Annotated in this window: 19 protein-coding genes and 1 tRNA gene; 16 read left to right on the forward strand and 4 right to left on the reverse strand. The window is 60.2% G+C overall.

Annotated features, from left to right (window positions below):
• Positions 1–27 precede the first annotated feature (27 nt).
• A complete protein-coding gene (locus O3299_RS18440; RefSeq protein ID WP_305062882.1) occupies positions 28–300 on the forward strand; it encodes a YkgJ family cysteine cluster protein in 273 nt (90 codons plus the stop codon).
• 36 nt (positions 301–336) lie between these two features.
• Here O3299_RS18440 and O3299_RS18445 read toward each other — a convergent pair whose 3' ends face one another.
• Positions 337–573: a hypothetical protein gene (locus O3299_RS18445; RefSeq protein ID WP_077408729.1), complete on the reverse strand. Its 237-nt coding sequence runs from the start codon at positions 571–573 to the stop codon at positions 337–339.
• A gap of 145 nt (positions 574–718) precedes the next feature.
• On the opposite strand from O3299_RS18445, the gene O3299_RS18450 reads away from it, so the two are divergent.
• The 7 genes from O3299_RS18450 to O3299_RS18480 all read left to right on the forward strand — a co-directional run bounded on the left by O3299_RS18450 (position 719) and on the right by O3299_RS18480 (position 8,479).
• The gene (locus tag O3299_RS18450) at positions 719–1,489 is read left to right on the forward strand and encodes a DeoR/GlpR family DNA-binding transcription regulator (protein ID WP_305062883.1); all 771 of its coding nucleotides are present in this window, start codon (positions 719–721) and stop codon (positions 1,487–1,489) included.
• 32 nt (positions 1,490–1,521) lie between these two features.
• The gene (locus O3299_RS18455; RefSeq protein ID WP_289900109.1) at positions 1,522–2,670 is read left to right on the forward strand and encodes an MFS transporter; all 1,149 of its coding nucleotides are present in this window, start codon (positions 1,522–1,524) and stop codon (positions 2,668–2,670) included.
• A 168-nt stretch (positions 2,671–2,838) separates the two neighbouring features.
• A complete protein-coding gene (locus O3299_RS18460; RefSeq protein ID WP_099666310.1) occupies positions 2,839–3,684 on the forward strand; it encodes an undecaprenyl-diphosphate phosphatase in 846 nt (281 codons plus the stop codon).
• Positions 3,685–3,690: 6 nt separating this feature from the next.
• The gene (recQ, locus tag O3299_RS18465) at positions 3,691–5,514 is read left to right on the forward strand and encodes a DNA helicase RecQ (RefSeq protein ID WP_305054174.1); all 1,824 of its coding nucleotides are present in this window, start codon (positions 3,691–3,693) and stop codon (positions 5,512–5,514) included.
• A complete protein-coding gene (locus tag O3299_RS18470) occupies positions 5,514–6,008 on the forward strand; it encodes a hypothetical protein (protein ID WP_305062884.1) in 495 nt (164 codons plus the stop codon). The genes recQ and O3299_RS18470 overlap by 1 nt, the downstream gene beginning before the upstream one ends.
• Before the next feature lie 44 nt (positions 6,009–6,052).
• A complete protein-coding gene (locus tag O3299_RS18475) occupies positions 6,053–7,030 on the forward strand; it encodes a LysR family transcriptional regulator (protein WP_077408735.1) in 978 nt (325 codons plus the stop codon).
• A gap of 162 nt (positions 7,031–7,192) precedes the next feature.
• On the forward strand, positions 7,193–8,479 hold the full coding sequence (locus O3299_RS18480; RefSeq protein ID WP_034785857.1) for a Glu/Leu/Phe/Val dehydrogenase: 1,287 nt from the start codon (positions 7,193–7,195) through the stop codon (positions 8,477–8,479).
• A 175-nt stretch (positions 8,480–8,654) separates the two neighbouring features.
• On the opposite strand, the gene galE is transcribed toward O3299_RS18480, so the two are convergent.
• From galE to O3299_RS18495, 3 genes are all read right to left on the reverse strand, one after another.
• Positions 8,655–9,674 carry a UDP-glucose 4-epimerase GalE gene (gene galE, locus O3299_RS18485; RefSeq protein ID WP_305062885.1) on the reverse strand — a complete coding sequence of 340 codons (1,020 nt, stop codon included), beginning with the start codon at positions 9,672–9,674 and terminating at the stop codon, positions 8,655–8,657.
• Between the two features lie 146 nt (positions 9,675–9,820).
• Positions 9,821–10,501, reverse strand: a complete 681-nt coding sequence (gene trmB, locus O3299_RS18490) for a tRNA (guanosine(46)-N7)-methyltransferase TrmB (protein WP_305062886.1) — start codon at positions 10,499–10,501, stop codon at positions 9,821–9,823.
• A 92-nt stretch (positions 10,502–10,593) separates the two neighbouring features.
• Positions 10,594–10,667 (reverse strand) — tRNA-Gly (locus O3299_RS18495).
• 299 nt (positions 10,668–10,966) lie between these two features.
• Here O3299_RS18495 and O3299_RS18500 point away from each other — a divergent pair.
• From O3299_RS18500 to rfbD, 8 genes are all read left to right on the forward strand, one after another.
• Positions 10,967–11,221, forward strand: coding sequence for a hypothetical protein (locus tag O3299_RS18500; RefSeq protein WP_251350084.1), 255 nt, complete (start codon positions 10,967–10,969; stop codon positions 11,219–11,221).
• A 235-nt stretch (positions 11,222–11,456) separates the two neighbouring features.
• On the forward strand, positions 11,457–11,813 hold the full coding sequence (locus O3299_RS18505; protein ID WP_305062887.1) for a diacylglycerol kinase: 357 nt from the start codon (positions 11,457–11,459) through the stop codon (positions 11,811–11,813).
• Positions 11,814–11,965: 152 nt separating this feature from the next.
• Complete coding sequence (locus O3299_RS18510; protein ID WP_305062888.1) at positions 11,966–13,384, forward strand: mannose-1-phosphate guanylyltransferase/mannose-6-phosphate isomerase; 1,419 nt, start codon at positions 11,966–11,968, stop codon at positions 13,382–13,384.
• A gap of 77 nt (positions 13,385–13,461) precedes the next feature.
• The gene (wbaP, locus tag O3299_RS18515; RefSeq protein ID WP_305054179.1) at positions 13,462–14,925 is read left to right on the forward strand and encodes an undecaprenyl-phosphate galactose phosphotransferase WbaP; all 1,464 of its coding nucleotides are present in this window, start codon (positions 13,462–13,464) and stop codon (positions 14,923–14,925) included.
• A 91-nt stretch (positions 14,926–15,016) separates the two neighbouring features.
• Complete coding sequence (rfbB, locus tag O3299_RS18520; RefSeq protein WP_099666303.1) at positions 15,017–16,096, forward strand: dTDP-glucose 4,6-dehydratase; 1,080 nt, start codon at positions 15,017–15,019, stop codon at positions 16,094–16,096.
• A complete protein-coding gene (rfbA, locus tag O3299_RS18525) occupies positions 16,096–16,989 on the forward strand; it encodes a glucose-1-phosphate thymidylyltransferase RfbA (RefSeq protein ID WP_251350080.1) in 894 nt (297 codons plus the stop codon). The genes rfbB and rfbA overlap by 1 nt, the downstream gene beginning before the upstream one ends.
• Positions 16,990–17,013: 24 nt before the next feature.
• Positions 17,014–17,559 carry a dTDP-4-dehydrorhamnose 3,5-epimerase gene (rfbC, locus tag O3299_RS18530; protein WP_099666301.1) on the forward strand — a complete coding sequence of 182 codons (546 nt, stop codon included), beginning with the start codon at positions 17,014–17,016 and terminating at the stop codon, positions 17,557–17,559.
• A gap of 41 nt (positions 17,560–17,600) precedes the next feature.
• Complete coding sequence (gene rfbD / locus O3299_RS18535; RefSeq protein WP_305054180.1) at positions 17,601–18,473, forward strand: dTDP-4-dehydrorhamnose reductase; 873 nt, start codon at positions 17,601–17,603, stop codon at positions 18,471–18,473.
• Positions 18,474–18,603 lie beyond the last annotated feature (130 nt).

Below are 18,603 nucleotides of genomic sequence, written 5' to 3' on the forward strand. Positions count from 1 at the left end.
GCTCCTCACCCGCTCGTCTGAACTCCCATGTCACCATCTGCCCCCCTGGCATGCCGTCCCTCGTGCGGCGCCTGCTGCACCGCACCGTCCATCACCAGCCCGATTCCCGGCATGCCGAAGGGAAAACCGGCGGGCGTGCGCTGCGTGCAGCTGGCCGATGACAACCGTTGCAAGATCTTTGGCCAGCCGGAACGGCCCGCGTTTTGCGGCGGCTTGCAGCCATCCGCGGAGATGTGCGGCGACAGCCGCGAACACGCGGTGCACTGGCTGGCCGAGCTGGAACGGCTGACGGCACCCTGAGCGGCGACGCGCACGGCGTCCCTGCTTGCGTCGCGCTTAACGCGCGTCTTCCGCTTCCTCGGCGTCGCGCTGCCGCTTGTATTCCAGCAAGGTGGCAATCCCCAGATAGATCAGCAGCAGACACACGGAGTCGCGTGCATCGCTCCAGCCCAGCGTGCCATGACGCATCCAATGCAGCGCATTCAACACGATCATCATGCCCAGGATCAACCATCCACTGCGGCGCAGGGCGCGGCCCGGCAAGCTTGCCTTGAAAGAGGTACTTGAAAACATGGCTTCCCTTATTTCATTCCATTTTTTACAACACTAACAGAACTTATATCTTTTCGGCAATATTTGATGGAAACCTGCGTACGCTTGACTCTGTTTGCACGTTTGCGTATATTCATGCACATTCTTGCACGTTTATAGGTTCACCATGTCCTCCACCCTGCTCCTCAAACAACGCCACGCGCTGATCCAGCAACAATTGCATGCCGACGGTCGCGTGCTAGCGCTGGACCTGGCGCGCCAGCTCGACGTATCCGAAGATACGATACGGCGCGATCTGCGCGAGATGGCGGCGGCCGGCCTGTGCCAGCGCGTGTATGGTGGCGCCCTGCCGCTGGCGCCGGACGGCGGCACCTTGAGCCAGCGCAAGCAGGAAGCGCCGGAACGCAAGGCGCGCCTGGCGCAGGCCGCCGTCTCCCTCCTGCGCGCGGGCCAGGTGCTGTTTCTCGATGCGGGCTCGACCAATCTCGCCATCGCCAGCGCCTTGCCAGAGTTAGCGCTCACTGTCATCACCAACGCGCCAGCCATTGCCATGACCCTGATGGAACGCCCGGAAATCGAACTGATCATGGCTGGCGGCAGGGTCGACCGTCGCGCCGGCGCCAGCCTGGGGCCGCAGGCGCTGCGCACCGTCGAGCGCATGCATCCCGACCTGTGCTTCCTCGGCGCTTGCGGCGCCGATGCGGACGCGGGCGTGACAGCGTTCAATTACGACGAGGCGGAATTCAAGCGCAGCATCGCCGGCGCCAGCAAGGCGGTGGTCGTGGCCGTCACCAGCGACAAGCTGGGCACCGCCGCACCCTTTGGCGTACTGGCCACGGGCTTGCTGCAGCACCTGGTGCTGGAAGCCGATGCCGACGCTGCCCACGTGGCCGCCTTTGAACGGCTGGGCGTACAAGTGTTGCGCGCCCGCGCCTGATTTTATCCACCCCGACTTTGAAAAGCTCCCCCATGCATCTCACCGGCACCCTGCAACAACGCGCCACGCGCCTGGTCTTCTTCGCCGCCGGCCTCGGCATGGCCGCCTGGGCGCCCTTGGTTCCCTACGCCAAGTCGCGCCTGGGCCTCGATGAAGCCACCCTCGGCATTTTGCTGCTGTGCCTGGGCGCTGGCTCGCTGTGCGCGATGCCGTTTACGGGCATGCTCACGGCACGCTTCGGCTGCCGCAAGGTCATCGTCGGCGCCGGCCTGCTGCTGACCGCCATCCTGCCCGGCCTGGCGCTGGCCGCCACGCCGCTGCAACTGGGCCTAGTGCTGCTGGTGTTCGGCGCGGCCATGGGCACGTTTGACGTGGCCATCAATATCCAGGCCGTGATCATCGAAAAAGCCAACGGCGGCGCCATGATGTCGGGCTTTCATGCGCTGTTCAGCGTGGGCGGCTTCGCCGGTGCGGCCTGCATGGCCCTGCTGTTGTGGCTGGGCCTGACGCCGGCCTGGTCCTGCGTGGTGGTGATGCTGCTGCTGTGCGGCGTCCTGGGCGCGGCGCAAGGCCATCTGCTGCCGACGGCGTCCGCCTCCGGCGAAAAGACGCCGCTGTTCGTCATGCCGCATGGCGCCGTCATTTTCATTGGCCTGTTGTGCTTTATCGTTTTCCTGGCCGAAGGCGCCATCCTCGACTGGAGCGCCCTGTTCCTCACCACCACGCGCGGCGTGGAAGAAGCCAAGGGCGGCCTCGGCTACGCCGCCTTCGCCATCGCCATGACGGTGGGCCGTTTCACCGGCGACAAGGTGGTCAGCCGTTTTGGCGGCAAGCGTGTGCTCACTTTTGGCGGCTTGTGCGCAGCGGCGGGCTTTTTCCTGGCCGTGCTGGCGCCGCACGCCAGCCTGGCCATGCTTGGCTTCGTGCTGATCGGCCTGGGCGCGGCAAATATCGTGCCCATCCTGTTTACGGCGGCAGGCAACCAGCATGCCATGCCGGCCAGCCTGGCCGTGGCGGCCATCACCACCATCGGCTACGCGGGCATCCTGGCCGGCCCGGCCGTGATCGGCTTCGTCGCCCACGCCACCAGCCTGAATATCGCCTTTGCCATGCTGGGCGCCGCCCTGCTGCTGGTGGCGGCCAGCGCGCGCCTGGTGGCGCAGGCAAAACAAGTATCCTGATCCTTCCTCCTGCCTGGCGGACGGCGCTAAAAAAGCGCCGCCCAACTGCGCCCAAATAAGGTCCGCGGGCCTGCGGCATGGTAAGCTTCGACCCCGCGCACATTGCTGGCGCCACGCGGTCATCCCATCCTGTCACTTATACCCGTACTTATACCCTTTTATACATCTATGGATCTCATTCTTGCGTTAAAAGCCATCATCATGGGGCTGGTCGAAGGTTTTACCGAATTCTTGCCGATTTCGTCCACGGGGCATCTGATCCTGGCCGGCAGTCTGCTCGACTTTACCAAGGATGTCTCGAAAGAAGTCATGGACGTCTTCGAGATCGCCATCCAGGCCGGTGCCATCCTGGCCGTGTGCTGGGAATACCGCCAGCGCATCGGCAGCGTGCTGTCCACCTTCAGCACCGAAGTCAAGTCGCGCAAATTTGTGCTGAACGTGGCCATCGCCTTCATTCCGCTGGCCGTCATCGGCCTGGCCATCGGCAAGATGATCAAGCATGCGCTATTCAAGCCAGTACCGGTCGCCATGGCCTTCATCATCGGCGGCATCATCATCTTGCTGGTGGAGCGCCGCGCGCGCACCAACCCCGTCACCGTGCGCGTCAACTCGGTCGATGAAATGACGCCGTTCGACGCCCTGAAGGTGGGCTGCGCGCAGGCATTCGCGCTGATTCCGGGCACCAGCCGTTCCGGCTCGACCATCATCGGCGGCATGCTGCTGGGCCTGTCGCGCAAGACAGCCACCGAATTCTCGTTCTTCCTGGCCATCCCGACCTTGTTCGCGGCCACCTTCTACTCGCTGTACAAAGCGCGCGACATCCTGTCGGCCACCGACGTGCCCCTGTTCGGCCTGGGCACCGTGGCCGCCTTCATTTCCGCCTTCCTGTGCGTGCGCTGGCTGCTGCGCTACATCAGCTCGCACGACTTCACGTTTTTTGCCTGGTACCGCATCGTGTTCGGCTTGCTGGTGTTGGCCAGCGCCCACTACGGCTGGGTTGTTTGGGCAGAATAAGGCACTATGAATCAAGATATTAACCAGCGCGCGCTGCACCTGCTGCAAACGGTTTTCGGCTACCCGGCCTTCCGCGGCCAGCAAGCCGACATCGTCGACCACGTCAGCCATGGCGGCGACGCGCTGGTGCTGATGCCCACGGGCGGCGGCAAATCGCTGTGCTACCAGATTCCCGCCCTGCTGCGCGACGGCGTCGGCGTCGTCGTCTCGCCATTGATCGCGCTGATGCAGGACCAGGTGGACGCGCTGGAGGAAGTCGGCGTGCGCGCCGCCTTCCTCAATTCCACGCAAACCTACGAAGAAGCGAGCCGCATCGAGCGCCTGGTGCGCACGGGCGGCATCGACGTCGTCTACGTGGCGCCAGAACGCCTGATGACGCAGCGTTGCCTGGACCTGTTCCAGGCCTCGAAGATCTCCCTGTTCGCCATCGACGAGGCGCACTGCGTGGCCCAGTGGGGCCATGACTTCCGTCCCGAATACATCAAGCTGTCGGTGCTGCACGAGCAGTTCCCGGACGTGCCGCGCATCGCGCTCACGGCCACGGCCGACCCGCAGACGCGCGCCGAAATCGCCCTGCGCCTGCAGCTGGAAGACGCGCGCCAGTTCGTCTCGTCCTTCGACCGCCCGAACATCCGCTACCAGATCGTGGAAAAGGCAAATGGCCGCAAGCAGCTGCTCGACTTCATCAACACGGAACACGCGGGCGACTGCGGCATCGTCTACTGCCTGTCGCGTAAAAAAGTCGAGGAGACGGCGGAATTTCTGAACCAGAGCGGCATCCGCGCCCTGCCCTATCACGCCGGCATGGAGTACGCGAAGCGCAGCGCCAACCAGGCGCGCTTCCTGCGCGAAGAAAACATCGTCATGGTCGCCACCATCGCCTTCGGCATGGGCATCGACAAGCCCGACGTGCGTTTCGTCGCCCACCTGGATCTACCGAAAAGCATCGAGGGCTATTACCAGGAAACGGGGCGCGCGGGCCGCGACGGCATGGCCGCCAACGCGTGGATGGCGTACGGCTTGCAGGACGTGGTGCTGCAGCGGCGCATGATCGACGAATCGGAGGCGGACGACACCTTCAAGCGCGTGCTGGGCGTCAAACTCGACGCCATGCTGGGCCTGTGCGAAACGCTCAGCTGCCGCCGCATGCGATTGCTCGAATACTTCGGCGAACCGGCTTCGCCGTGCGGCAATTGCGACACCTGCCTAGTGCCGCCAATCTCGTTCGACGGCACCGTGCCCGTGCAAAAACTGCTGTCGGCCATCTACCGCGTCGACCAGCGCTTCGCCGGCGGCCACGTGATCGACGTGCTGCGCGGCGTGGAATCGGAGCGCATCAAGACCTGGCACCACGACTCGCTGTCCGTCTTCGGCATCGGCTCGGACCTGGGCGAAGCGGAATGGAAATCGATTCTGCGCCAGGCCATCGCGCTGGGCCTCGTCTCGGTCGACCATGAACAATACAGCTCGCTGAAACTGACGGATGCCTCGCGCCCCGTGCTCAAGGGCGGCCAGAAAGTGCAGCTGCGCCAGTACCAGAAGCCGGTGAAAACCAGCAAGCGCAGCACCAGCGTGGCGAAGGGCTATGTCGAGACGGATCTGTCCACCAGCGAGCAGGCGATTTTCGACAAGCTGCGCTGGTGGCGCGTGGAGACGGCACGCACACACAACGTGCCGGCCTACGTGATTTTTGTCGACGCCACCCTGCGCGAAATCGCCAAGGCCAAGCCCACCTCGCTCGAGCAGATGCGCGGCGTGAGCGGCGTGGGCGAGAAAAAACTGGCCTCGTACGGCGACGAAATCGTCGCCATGATCCTGGAGATGATTTGATGGAAGATTTGATGGAAGCACTCTCGTCCGACCTGATCTATCAGGCCGTGAAAATTCTCGGCGCCCAGCCCGACGCCGAAGACGAGGTGGAAGCGCAAGTACGGTTACTGGTGCAGGACGATCTCACCGTGCGCCGCCTGGCCGACGTGGTGCCGGAAGCCTTCGGCCTGGTGCTGGCGTCGCACCTTCCCGGCGCCGAAAACATGACCCTGCCCCATACGTTCTGCGCCCAGGACGAGGACGGCGAATGGGTGGAGTTCCCCATGCGCCGCGAACCGATCTTTGTCGTCGCCGCGGATATCGCCCAGCACACCTTCCACAACGGCCCGCGCGCGTTGATACAAAACCTGGCCAACCGCAGCTCCTTGCTGTCGGCCATCAACAAGGGATTGAATGCGGGCGGCTCGCTCGATGGCACGACCCTGGGCCCGCCATCCTTCTTTGGCCTGCCCGCCGCCCTGTACCAGCCGGCGGCATCGCCCGAGACGCCCTGACCACTTTACCTTGCCTCTGCCCTTGATAACGGAATGCTGCCGCGATGGAAACCAAATGGCTGGAAGACTTCATCTCGCTCGCTGAAACGCATAACTTCAGCCGTTCCGCGGCCCTGCGCCACGTCACTCAGCCAGCATTCTCGCGGCGCATCCAGTCGCTGGAAAACTGGCTCGGTATCGACCTGGTCGACCGCACGTCCTACCCGACGCGACTGACGCCGGCCGGCGCCGTGTTCTACGAGCAGGCGCTGGAAATGCTGGGACAGATCAACGGCGTGCGCGCCCTGTTGCGCGGCAAGCGGGCCGCCACGCAGACGAGCGTCGATTTCGCCGTGCCGCATACCCTGTCGCTGACCTTCATGCCGAAATGGCTGACGGCGCTGGAAGAAGGTTTTGCGCCGATCAACAGCCGTTTGATGGCGCTGAACGTGCACGACGCCGTGCTGCAGCTGGTCGACGGCGGCTGCGACCTGCTGCTGTGCTATCACCATCCGCGCCAGCCGGTGCAGCTGGACCCGGGCCGCTACGACATGCTGGTGATGGGCCGCGAAACCCTGCGCGCCTATGCGCGCTGCGGCCAGGACAAGGTGCCGGACTTCGTCCTGCCCGGCAGCGCCAAGGAGCCGCTGCCCTTCCTTTCCTACACCAGCAACGCCTACCTGGGGCGCATGGTGGAATTGCTGGTGGCCGACGCCAAGGCGCCGCTGTTCCTGGAAACCTGCTATGAAACGGACATGGCCGAAGGCTTGAAGATGATGGCGCTGGAAGGCCGCGGCATCGCCTTCCTGCCCGAATCGGCCGTCATGCGCGACGTCAAATACAAACACCTGGCGCGCGCCGATGGCGGCGCGCCAGGCTGGGAAATCGAGCTGGAAATCCGTTTGTACCGCGAACGCCCGTCCAGCCTGCGTCCCGGCAAGCAGATCGTCGAAAGCCTGTGGCAATACCTGGTGCAGTCGCAGGATGGCAAGGCACGCATGGGCAAGCGCCGCAAACGCGCCACCGAGGCCCCCCAGTCCTGACTGGCAATCCTGGCAACACAACTATGCAATAAATGCATAACCGGATGCGCACAAAGCATTGGCCGGGGCATGAGGCTATCGCCTACGATGCGGTTCCGCTGCGCGCAGCTGCATATCGGCTGTGCCTCTAACGTATTCGTATTGTCCAGGAGCTTATCAAGCATGACCAGCAAGCACGCACTTCCTTCCTACCTGAATCCTGAAGACCTTGGCCCATGGGGCGTCTACCTCGAGCAGATCGACCGCGTTACGCCGTACCTGGGCAACCTGTCGCGCTGGGTGGAAACGCTGAAGCGTCCAAAGCGCATCCTGACGGTCGACGTGCCTATCGAGCGCGATGACGGCACCATTGCCCACTACGAAGGCTACCGCGTGCAGCACAATCTGTCGCGCGGCCCGGGCAAGGGTGGCGTGCGCTTCCACCAGGACGTGACGTTGTCGGAAGTGATGGCCCTGTCGGCCTGGATGACGGTCAAGAATGCCGCCGTCAACGTGCCATACGGCGGCGCCAAGGGCGGTATCCGTGTCGATCCGAAGACCCTGTCGCGCAACGAACTGCAACGCCTGACCCGTCGCTACACGAGCGAGATCAGCATGATCATCGGACCGAACAAGGATATCCCGGCGCCGGACGTCAACACGAATGAACAAGTCATGGCGTGGATGATGGACAGCTACGCCATGATCGGCGGCAATATGTCGACCGGCGTGGTGACGGGCAAGCCAATCTCGCTGGGCGGCAGCCTGGGCCGCCGCGATGCGACGGGCCGCGGCGTGTTCGTCGTCGGTTGCGATGCGGCCGCCAAGGTCGGCATGTCGCTCGAAGGCGCGAAAGTCATCGTGCAAGGTTTTGGCAACGTGGGCGGCGTCGCTGCACGCATGTTCGCTGAAGCCGGCTCGAAAGTGGTGGCGGTACAAGACCACAAGACCACCGTCGTGCACGCTGGCGGCTTGAACATCCCGCAATTGCTGGCACACGTGGCCGAAGTGGGCAGCGTCGAAGGTTTCCCAGGCGCCGAGGCATTCGTGCCACGCGAAGATTTCTGGGGCATCGATTGCGACATCCTGATCCCGGCCGCGCTGGAACAGCAAATCACGGCTGAACGCGCTCAAGTCATTCGCGCCAAGATCATCCTGGAAGGCGCCAACGGCCCGACCCTGCCGGCAGCGGACGACATCCTGACCGACCGCGGCGTACTGATCGTGCCGGACGTGCTGGCCAACGCCGGCGGCGTGACCGTCAGCTACTTCGAGTGGGCGCAGAACTTCTCGAGCTTCTTCTGGACGGAAGAAGAAATCAACAGCCGCCTGACCCGCATCATGCGCGAAGCGTTCGACGCCGTATGGCAAGTGTCGCAAGAGAAGAAAGTGTCGATGCGTACCGCGACCTTCATCCTGGCGTGCACCCGTGTTCTCCAGGCTCGCGAAGTGCGCGGCCTGTACCCTTAATGGCTACCTGAGAAAATGCCTGGGGCGTTGTTGCTTCGCCTCGCCGTACTTGCGTACTGTCTTCGGCTTTGCGCCTAGCCCCAGACATTTTTCAGGCGCCATTGGGTTGATGGCGCTCTAAAAAAATCCCGCCACACTTGCGTGTGAGCGGGATTTTTTGTATCTGCGGACTTGTTTACGCTGCGTAGCCTTGCGGGTTCTGGTGCTGCCAGCGCCAGTGGTCGCGGCACATGTCGTCGATGTTTTTCTGCGCTTGCCAGCCCAGCAGTTCCTTTGCCTTGTCGGCCGAGGCGTAGCAGCTGGCGATGTCGCCGGGGCGGCGCGGCACGATGTCGTACGGTACCCGGCGGCCGCTGGCGGCTTCGAAGGCGCGTACGGTATCGAGCACGCTGTAGCCATGGCCCGTGCCCAGGTTGACGGTAAAGCCGCCGTCGGTGGCAAACAGGCGGTTCAACGCGGCCACGTGGCCCAGCGCCAGGTCGACCACGTGGATATAGTCGCGTACGCCCGTGCCGTCCGGCGTGGCGTAGTCGTTGCCGAAGACGGCCAGGCGTTCGCGGCGACCCACGGCCACCTGGGCAATGAACGGCATCAGGTTGTTCGGGATGCCGGCCGGATCTTCGCCGATCAAGCCGCTGGCATGCGCACCCACCGGATTAAAGTAGCGCAACACGCCGACTTGCCACTGGGCATCGGCATGCACGAGATCAGCCAGGATCTGCTCGACCATCAGCTTCGAGCGGCCATACGGGTTGGTCACGGACAGGCGCGACGATTCCAGAATCGGCAAGGCCTCCGGGTCGCCATACACGGTGGCCGACGAGCTGAACACAAAACGTTTCACATTCGCCGCCGCCAGCACTTCCAGCAAGGCCACGGTGCCCGTGACATTGTTGTCCATATACATCAGCGGCTGCGCCACGGATTCGCCCACCGCCTTCAAGCCCGCGAAATGGATCACGGCATCGATGGCGTGCTCGCGCAGGACGGCGGCCATGGCCGCGCGGTCGCGCACGTCCGCTGCATAGAAGGGTACGCTTTTGCCGGAGATGCGCTCCACGCGCGCCATCGCTTCGCGCGCGCTATTACACAGGTTATCCACCGCGACGACATCAAAGCCGGCAGCCAGCAATTCGACACAGGTATGCGAGCCGATGAAACCGGATGCGCCCGTCACGAGTATTTTCTTGGACATAATATCAATCAATGCAAAAAAGATAAGACTACCGTAATTCCCCCGCCTTGCCTAGCCAGCGCACTAGCGCGCATTAAAAAAAGCCTGCGGCGTCGCCGCGGCAGGCTTGTTCTCGTGCAAACGGCACGGGTGGGCAAACCGCCAGGTTATTTCTTGATGAACACCAGATCCCACACGCCATGGCCCAGCTTCAAGCCACGGTTTTCAAACTTGGTCAGAGGACGATACGCCGGCTGCGGCGCATAGCCATCGGCGCTATTGTGCAGCTGCGGCTCGGCGCCCAGTACTTCCAGCATTTGCACCGCGTAATCTTCCCAATCGGTGGCGCAATGCAGATAGCCGCCCGGCGCCAGGCGATCGGTCAATTGCTTGACGAATGGCGACTGGATCAGGCGGCGCTTGTTATGACGCGCCTTGTGCCATGGATCGGGGAAGAAAACGTGGATACCGGCCAGCGAATTGGCGGGAATCATGTGCGTGAGCACTTCCACGGCATCGTGCTGCAGCAGACGCAGATTCGTCAGCGACTCTTCACCGATCAGCTTCAACAGACTGCCGACACCAGGCGTATGCACTTCGACGCCGATGAAATCCTTCTCCGGCATGGCTTTGGCGATATGCGCGGTCGTCGCGCCCATGCCGAAGCCGATTTCCAGGATGGCGGGCGCCTTGCGGCCGAACACCTGCTCGAAATCCATCGGTTCTTTGGCGAAAGGCAACAGGAACTGCGGGCCCAGGGTCTCGAGCGCGCGCGCCTGCGCCACGGAAAGCCGTCCCGCGCGGGTCACGAAACTGCGGATGCGGTGTTCGGTCGGATCGTACATCATCGGCCGCGCCGGGCCGTTTGCTGGGGTATCAGAAGACATGGGAATGGAGAAATAAGTGGCTGCGCCGCATCAAGCCATGCGCCAGCGAAAAATGGAGCGGGTGAAGGGAATCGAACCCTCGTCGTAAGCTTGGGAAGCTTCTGCTCTACCATTGAGCTACACCCGCGAAGCCTGCATTTTACGCGGGATGGCGAGGACTTGGCAAACTTGTGGATCGCTTTCGAATGCATCAGCAATTCCCGCGATATTTGACAAAAACATGGACCGCAGCCTCGGCAAGGTGCTGTTTTTGTTGATAGAGAACAACATCTTCAGACCGCCAGACACGCAGAATGGTCAGGTATGTAGCTAAAATAGAATAAATTATCGTTGCCACGGACTGTACGGCGCAGACTAGCAAGAGAAATGTTGCTACAATCATGTGACAGTTTAGCATTCCCGCTGTTCAACCTAAAAGGATATCCCATGAAGAAAATTCTGATCGCTTCGGCAATCCTGTGCTTCGCTTCCGCACAAGCCATGGCTCAATCGGCTCCAGCTCCTGTACCAGTCGCAGCGGCACCAGCTGGTGGTGCTGCTGCTGGCGCCGCTGCCGGCGCCACTGTTGCCGGCCTGAGCACGAGCGCCCTGATCGCAATCGGCGCCGCAGTTGCCGTTGTGGCCGGTGCAGCTAGCTCGGACTCGACCACCGCGCACACGACCCCAAGCCACGCCAAATAATCTGTCGACGCCTTTGGCTGAAACAGACAAGACCAAGCCCGCGACCTGACGTCAAATCGCGAGACGCTGGCCTGGTCTCACGAGAAGCTGGCTTTGTCATACGCAGCGCCACTTCCTCGATAAAAGCCCTTTTTCATTTCTTGAAAACGGGCTTTTTATTTTTCTTCAATAATGCGCGCGCCAAGAGCCGCAGCCGTCAGGAACATGAAACGCCCTGACCAATCATGCATAGTTAATGAAAAACCAGCCTCTCCATAAACGCATGGGATTTGCCCTGCAAGGCTTGGGTGCCGCCTTGCGCATGGAATCGAGCTTCCGGCTGCAATGCCTTGCCGCCCTCCTGGTATTGCTTGTACTTGCCTGGTACCGGCCAGCGATGATCTGGTGGGCTTTGTTATTGCTCAACTGTGGCATGGTCCTCGCGGCGGAGCTCTTCAACACCGCTCTCGAAAATCTGATTGATCACCTTCATCCGGCCCTCCATCCCAGCATCAAGATCGTCAAGGACTGCGCCGCAGGAGCCGTGCTCATTCTCAGTATCAGTGCCCTATGCGTGTTTGTTGCTTTTTTGCTTGAAAACGTTGCGTGCTAAGCAGAAATACCGGGGCAGCAAACTACAATACAGGACGCGCCAAAGTGCGTGTCTCTCAGGCTCCATGGAGTCCGGAGAAAATACAAAGATTCCTGTAATTTATTAAAAATATTGCTCCCATTGGCAATAATTACATTTACATTGAAGCATAAATGACTATTCCCCTCGTACCGGTAATTCTTTGTGGTGGTTCCGGCACACGTTTATGGCCGCTTTCGCGCGAGGTATTCCCGAAACAGTTTCTGCGCTTGTCCACTCAGGGCAGCATGCTGCAACAAACGCTGCAGCGCCTGGCAGGCATAGACACCGTGTCGCCAGCACTGCTGGTATGCAACGAATCCTCGCGTTTTGTTGTCGCAGAGCAAGTGCGTGAGATCGGTCTGGAAAATAGCCGCATGCTGCTTGAACCCATGCGCCGCAATACGGCTCCAGCAATCGCCTCGGCAGCCTTGCATGCGATGGAGAGTGGTGAGGATCCGCTCCTGCTGGTACTGCCATCGGACCACGTCATTTTGGATACCCCGGCTTTCCATCGTGCAATCGCACTGGCGCGTACTGCTGCAGAGGCAGGCAATTTGCTGACTTTCGGCATCACGCCAACGGGTCCAGAAACAGGATACGGCTATATTCGCGCCGAGAACGCTGCAAGCGGGCAAGTCCAGCGCATACTCGAATTCGTGGAAAAACCGGCTCAGGCGCTTGCAGAACAATATATCGTTAGCGGTGATTACTTCTGGAACAGCGGCATGTTCCTGTTCCGCGCCAGCCGCTACCTGGAAGAGCTGGAACACTTCCAACCCGCTGTTCTGGCCGCATGCCGCGCTGCCATCAGCGCAGCGAAAAGCGACCTCGACTTCATTCGTCTGGACAAGAATGCCTACGCTGCCAGTCCCGACATTGCCGTCGACTACGCCGTCATGGAGCGCACCAGCCATGCCTCTACCATCGCTCTCGATGCGGGCTGGAATGATATCGGCTCCTGGAAAGCCGTACTCGACGTGGCGGAAAAAGATGCCAATAATAATAGCGCCCACGGCGATGTGTTGATCCAGGATTGCAACGATTGCCTGGTGCACAGTACCAGCCGCCTGGTCACCACCATCGGCATGCGTAATACCGTGATCGTAGAAACCGCCGATGCCGTGCTGGTCATGGACGCGGATCAGGCACAACAAACGAAAACAATGGTCGCGCAGCTGGTCGCCAGGGAGCGTCCCGAGGCCACCATGCACCGCGAAGTCTTCCGCCCATGGGGCTCCTATGATTCCATAGGCACTGGCGAGCGCTTCCAGGTCAAGCGCATCACTGTCAAGCCTGGCGCCAAGCTGTCATTGCAAATGCATCATCACCGCGCCGAGCACTGGATCGTGGTATCCGGCACGGCGCAGATCACGAATGGCGACAAGGAATATTTGCTGACCGAAAACCAGTCCACCTATATCCCCCTCGGCGTCGTCCACTCCCTGGCCAACCCGGGCAAGCTGCCGCTGGAATTGATTGAAATTCAATCGGGTAGCTACCTTGGGGAAGACGATATTGTCCGCTTTGAAGACCGCTACGGCCGCACTTGACCGAGCAGATACGTAAGCACCATGCATACGGCACCACAAGAATTTACACTGAAGTTTATAAGGTTTAGCAAGTCATCATGAAACCAATCGAAGGCATCTTTGTACAGGAAATAAAATGGTATTGCAGCAGCAGGGTAGAAAAATATTTCCTCACCTTTGCCGATGCGTTAGCCATGTTCACGGCATTCTGGCTCGCCGGCACATGGACCCTCGATGGCGGCGATTTGAACAACTGGGGCTTGGATAGCTCACGCCTGCTCAGTTACGGCCTGCTATCCGTGGTCACTGTGGCGATCTTCAAGCTGAAGGGCCATCATGCCAAACGCCGCCCGTACTCGAATGAAATCAAGGAACTGCTGAAGATCGCCATGGTCATGGGCCTGATCGACGCGGCCCTGGTCTTCCTCGACAAGCGCGACTCTTCGCGCGAGGCACTGTTGGCCACCTGGCTGCTGGTGCCATGCTGTGTCCTGCTGCTGCGCGGCATGGTCAAATACCTGCTGATGAAAGCTGGCGGCTGGATACGCCCCATGGTCATCATCGGATGGGGTGACAATGCCTTGCAAACAGCGCGGGCCTTCGATGAGGAAGCATTGATGGGCTATCGCCTGATTGCCTTCCTGATCCCCGAAGGCCAAGGCCGCCTGGAGCAACACTACGTGAACCGCAGCAAACAGGCGGTGCCGTGCATTCCGCTTGGTGTCAATCCTGAAGAAACGCTCAAGCTGCTGGGTGATCCGCATGCAGTTGTCGCTCTGGAGCAAGGCGGCATCGATGCCTATCAGGGCATGATCCAGCAAGTCAGCCGTTGCGTTGCCAATATGCAAGTGGTACCTGCCGTACGCGGCCTGCCCCTGTATGGCATGGAGGTCAACCATTTCTTTACACATGAGGTGCTGCTGCTGACCATGCGCAACAACCTGGCACGGCCAGGTTTACAAATGATCAAGCGCTGCTTTGATCTGACGACGGCGATCGCCGTGATGGTCGTCGGGGCGCCCATCCTGCTGTGGATCGCCGCCAAGGTCATGGCCTCTGGCCGCCCCATCTTCTACGGCCACAAACGTGTGGGGCAGAATGGCAAGCATTTTCTCTGCTACAAATTCCGTACCATGGCCGTCAATGCAGACGTCTTGCTGAAAGAATTGCTGGAGCGCGACCCTGAAGCCCGTGCCGAGTGGGACCGTGATTTCAAACTGAAGAACGACCCTCGCATCACCTCGATCGGCCACTTCCTGCGCCGGACCAGTCTTGATGAATTGCCGCAGCTATGGAACGTACTGAAAGGCGAAATGAGCCTGGTCGGGCCGCGCCCGGTTGTTGATGCGGAACTGGAGCGTTATGGCCCCCAAGTAGACTATTACCTGGAAGCGAAACCCGGCGTCACGGGTCTATGGCAAGTCAGCGGCAGGAACGACGTCAGCTATGATACGCGCGTTTATCTGGATGCATGGTATGTCAAGAACTGGTCTTTATTCAATGACATTGTTATTCTACTGAAAACGGTTAAAGTCATTTTCAAGAAAGATGGCGCGTATTAACTACATGATCAAATAAAATTTCAAATAATTTCATTTCGGAAATAGAAGAGTGAAGCATCGTGACGATGTTCAAGTAAAAAAGGATAACAACATGATTTTAGTGACTGGCGGCGCCGGCTTCATCGGCTCCAACTTTGTACGCGACTGGCTGGCGCTCAACGATGAGCCCGTGATCAATTTTGATAAACTGACCTATGCTGGCAATCTCAGCAATCTGGCCAGCCTGGAGCAAGACCCGCGGCATATCTTTGTGCGTGGCGATATTTGCGATACCGCTCACATCTCGCGCCTGCTGGCAGAACATCAGCCACGCGCCATCGTGCATTTTGCCGCAGAGAGCCATGTCGATCGCTCGATCCATAGCCCCGGCGAATTCATTTCGACCAACGTCAACGGTACTTTCAGCCTGCTGGAAGCGGCACGCGCCTATTGGAGCGGCTTGACGGGCGAAGCCAAGGATGGATTCCGCTTCCTGCACGTCTCGACCGACGAAGTGTATGGCACCCTGGGACCGAATGATCCGCCATTCACGGAAACGACGCCGTATGCGCCAAACAGCCCCTACTCGGCATCGAAAGCGGCGTCCGATCATCTGGTGCGTGCGTATTTCCATACGTATGGCATGCCCGTGCTGACGACCAACTGTTCGAACAACTATGGCTCCTTCCATTTCCCGGAAAAACTGATTCCGCTCATCATCAGCAACGCCCGCGCCGGCAAGGCCTTGCCTATCTATGGCGATGGCATGCAAGTGCGCGACTGGCTGTACGTGGGCGACCACTGCTCGGCGATTCGCCGCGTCCTGGAAGCAGGTCGTCTGGGCGAGGTGTACAACGTGGGCGGCTGGAATGAAATGGCCAATCTGGAAGTCGTGCATACCTTGTGCGACATCCTCGATACGCTCGATCCCAAGGCGTCCGGCAGCTATCGCGAACAAATCACCTATGTACAGGATCGCCCTGGCCACGACCGCCGCTATGCCATCGACGCACGCAAGATCGAGCGCGAACTGGGCTGGAAGCCGGCCGAAACCTTCGCCACCGGCATCCGCAAGACCGTTCAATGGTACCTGGACAACCAGGCCTGGGTACGCGATGTCCAGTCGGGTGACTACCTCAAGTGGGTAGAGAAAAACTACGCGGCACGCGACACGGCCAAGGAGCAGCAATAATGGCAACCCCCATCGAACGCAAGGGCATCATCCTGGCTGGCGGTTCCGGCACGCGCCTGTACCCTGTCACCATGGCCGTCTCGAAGCAACTGCTGCCCGTATACGACAAGCCGATGATCTACTATCCGCTGACCACCCTGATGCTGGCCGGCATACGCGATATCCTGATCATTTCCACGCCACAAGATACGCCGCGCTTCCAGGAGTTGCTGGGCGATGGCAGCCAGTGGGGTATCAGCCTGACCTATGCCGTGCAGCCCAGCCCGGATGGCCTGGCACAGGCGTTCATCATCGGCAAAGAGTTTGTCGGCGATGCACCATCGGCGCTGATTCTGGGTGACAACATCTATTACGGTCACGACTTTGAATCGCAGTTGCGCGAGGCCTCGGCGCGCACCAGCGGCTCGACCGTGTTTGCCTATCATGTCACCGATCCGGAACGCTATGGCGTCGTCGATTTCGATGCACAACGCCGGGCCATCAGCATTGAAGAAAAGCCGCTCAAGCCAAAATCGAACTACGCCGTCACCGGCCTGTATTTCTACGACAGCCAGGTGTGCGATATCGCCGCCGGCATCGCCCCGTCACCACGTGGCGAGTTGGAAATCACGGATGTCAACCGTACTTATCTGGAGCGCGGGCAGTTGAACGTAGAACTGATGGGCCGTGGCATGGCCTGGCTCGACACCGGCACGCATGAATCCCTGCTCGAAGCGGGCCAATTCATCGCCACCATCGAGAACCGTCAGGGCTTGAAAGTTGCTTGCCCTGAAGAAATCGCCTACCGCCGTGGCTACATCGATGCAGCCACGCTCGAAGCATTGGCACAACCCTTGAAAAAGAACGCTTACGGTCAATACCTGCTGCGCTTGCTCGAAGAAAAAATATACTAAAGCCTGAACGGCTCATTTCACACCATGCAAATTCAAACCACCGCCATACCGGACGTCCTGATCCTTGAACCCACCGTGTTCGGCGATGACCGGGGCTTTTTCTACGAAAGCTTCAATCAGAAGCGCTTTGCCGAACTGACCGGCGTCACGCGCGATTTCGTGCAAGACAATCATTCCAAGTCGGCCAAGGGCGTGTTGCGCGGCCTGCACTACCAGATCCAGCAACCGCAAGGCAAGCTGGTGCGTGTGACCGCTGGCGAAGTCTTCGACGTCGCCGTCGACCTGCGCAAAAGCTCGCCGACGTTTGGCCACTGGATAGGCGTGACCTTATCAGCGGCCAATAAACGCCAGTTGTGGATACCAGAAGGCTTTGCCCACGGTTTTGTGGTCACCAGCGACAGCGCCGAGTTCCTGTACAAGACGACCGACTACTGGGCACCGGAGTTCGAACGCAGCCTCCTGTGGAACGATCCAGCCATCGGTATCGACTGGCCGCTCGATGGCGAACCACTGCTGTCTGGCAAAGATAAAGTCGGTACCTTGCTGGCCAATGCCGACGTTTTTGCCTGACCGTTACCGACCAATCTGACACACTGGAACAAAACTATTTCATGAGCCGTATTTTAATCACAGGAAAAACCGGCCAGGTCGGTTACGAACTAGAACGCAGCCTGCAGGGCCTGGGCGAGATCATCGCGGTGGACCGCAGCCAGATGGACCTGGCTGACCTGGACCAGGTGCGCGACGTCATCTGCCGCATCAAACCGACGCTGATCGTCAACCCGGCAGCCTATACGGCGGTCGACAAGGCTGAAAGTGAACCGGAACTGGCGCTGCGAATCAATGGCGAAGCGCCGGGTGTCATGGCGGAAGAAGCAAAGAAACTGGGCGCTGCGATGATCCATTACAGCACCGATTACGTCTTTGACGGGTCGAAAGACGGTGCCTACGTCGAAACCGATCCGACCTGCCCCGTGAATGTGTATGGCAGCAGCAAGCTGGCCGGCGAAAAGGCGATCCAGGCGACCGGCATCCCGCATCTGATCCTGCGCACCAGCTGGGTTTACAGTACGCACGGCAAGAACTTTCTGCTGACCATGCTCCGTCTGGCCCAGGAACGTGACGAACTGAGTATCGTTTCCGACCAGTTCGGCGCGCCGACATGGAGCCGCACCATTGCCGATACCACGGCGCATATCGTGGCGCAAAGCCTGGCCACGGCTGACCGACAAGGATGGTGGGAAGAACGTTCGGGCCTGTACCATTTGACGGCCCAAGGAAAGACAAGCTGGTTTGGCTTTACCGAAGCGATCATGGCACATACGTCGGTTCAGAAAAAACCCCGCGTGAAACCGATTCTGGCGCGCGACTATCCGGTACCGGCAAAGCGGCCGAACAATTCAGTACTATCGTCGCAGCGTCTTATCAATACCTTCTGTAGTTTGCCGCAGTGGCAAGATGCGCTGAAACTGTGCCAGGATTGAGCTCGAGCCAACTCCGTTTTGCATACTCAGTGCAAAGTCCGCGCGGCCCACGGAGGTAGCTCAAGCAGCGACGACATCTCGGAGCCACGTGCTCGGGATGTGTCTTAACACGCGCTGACAGCAATCTTTT

The organism is Janthinobacterium sp. SUN176, assembly GCF_030587335.1.
Taxonomy (GTDB): Bacteria; Pseudomonadota; Gammaproteobacteria; order Burkholderiales; family Burkholderiaceae_D; genus Janthinobacterium; species Janthinobacterium kumbetense.

Coding starts and splice junctions, on each gene's coding strand:
- O3299_RS18440 (WP_305062882.1), top strand. CDS start 28: ATGTCACCATCTGCCCCCCTGGCATGCCGTCCCTCGTGCGGCGCCTGC.
- O3299_RS18445 (WP_077408729.1), bottom strand. CDS start 573: ATGTTTTCAAGTACCTCTTTCAAGGCAAGCTTGCCGGGCCGCGCCCTG.
- O3299_RS18450 (WP_305062883.1), top strand. CDS start 719: ATGTCCTCCACCCTGCTCCTCAAACAACGCCACGCGCTGATCCAGCAA.
- O3299_RS18455 (WP_289900109.1), top strand. CDS start 1,522: ATGCATCTCACCGGCACCCTGCAACAACGCGCCACGCGCCTGGTCTTC.
- O3299_RS18460 (WP_099666310.1), top strand. CDS start 2,839: ATGGATCTCATTCTTGCGTTAAAAGCCATCATCATGGGGCTGGTCGAA.
- recQ (WP_305054174.1), top strand. CDS start 3,691: ATGAATCAAGATATTAACCAGCGCGCGCTGCACCTGCTGCAAACGGTT.
- O3299_RS18470 (WP_305062884.1), top strand. CDS start 5,514: ATGGAAGATTTGATGGAAGCACTCTCGTCCGACCTGATCTATCAGGCC.
- O3299_RS18475 (WP_077408735.1), top strand. CDS start 6,053: ATGGAAACCAAATGGCTGGAAGACTTCATCTCGCTCGCTGAAACGCAT.
- O3299_RS18480 (WP_034785857.1), top strand. CDS start 7,193: ATGACCAGCAAGCACGCACTTCCTTCCTACCTGAATCCTGAAGACCTT.
- galE (WP_305062885.1), bottom strand. CDS start 9,674: ATGTCCAAGAAAATACTCGTGACGGGCGCATCCGGTTTCATCGGCTCG.
- trmB (WP_305062886.1), bottom strand. CDS start 10,501: ATGATGTACGATCCGACCGAACACCGCATCCGCAGTTTCGTGACCCGC.
- O3299_RS18500 (WP_251350084.1), top strand. CDS start 10,967: ATGAAGAAAATTCTGATCGCTTCGGCAATCCTGTGCTTCGCTTCCGCA.
- O3299_RS18505 (WP_305062887.1), top strand. CDS start 11,457: ATGAAAAACCAGCCTCTCCATAAACGCATGGGATTTGCCCTGCAAGGC.
- O3299_RS18510 (WP_305062888.1), top strand. CDS start 11,966: ATGACTATTCCCCTCGTACCGGTAATTCTTTGTGGTGGTTCCGGCACA.
- wbaP (WP_305054179.1), top strand. CDS start 13,462: ATGAAACCAATCGAAGGCATCTTTGTACAGGAAATAAAATGGTATTGC.
- rfbB (WP_099666303.1), top strand. CDS start 15,017: ATGATTTTAGTGACTGGCGGCGCCGGCTTCATCGGCTCCAACTTTGTA.
- rfbA (WP_251350080.1), top strand. CDS start 16,096: ATGGCAACCCCCATCGAACGCAAGGGCATCATCCTGGCTGGCGGTTCC.
- rfbC (WP_099666301.1), top strand. CDS start 17,014: ATGCAAATTCAAACCACCGCCATACCGGACGTCCTGATCCTTGAACCC.
- rfbD (WP_305054180.1), top strand. CDS start 17,601: ATGAGCCGTATTTTAATCACAGGAAAAACCGGCCAGGTCGGTTACGAA.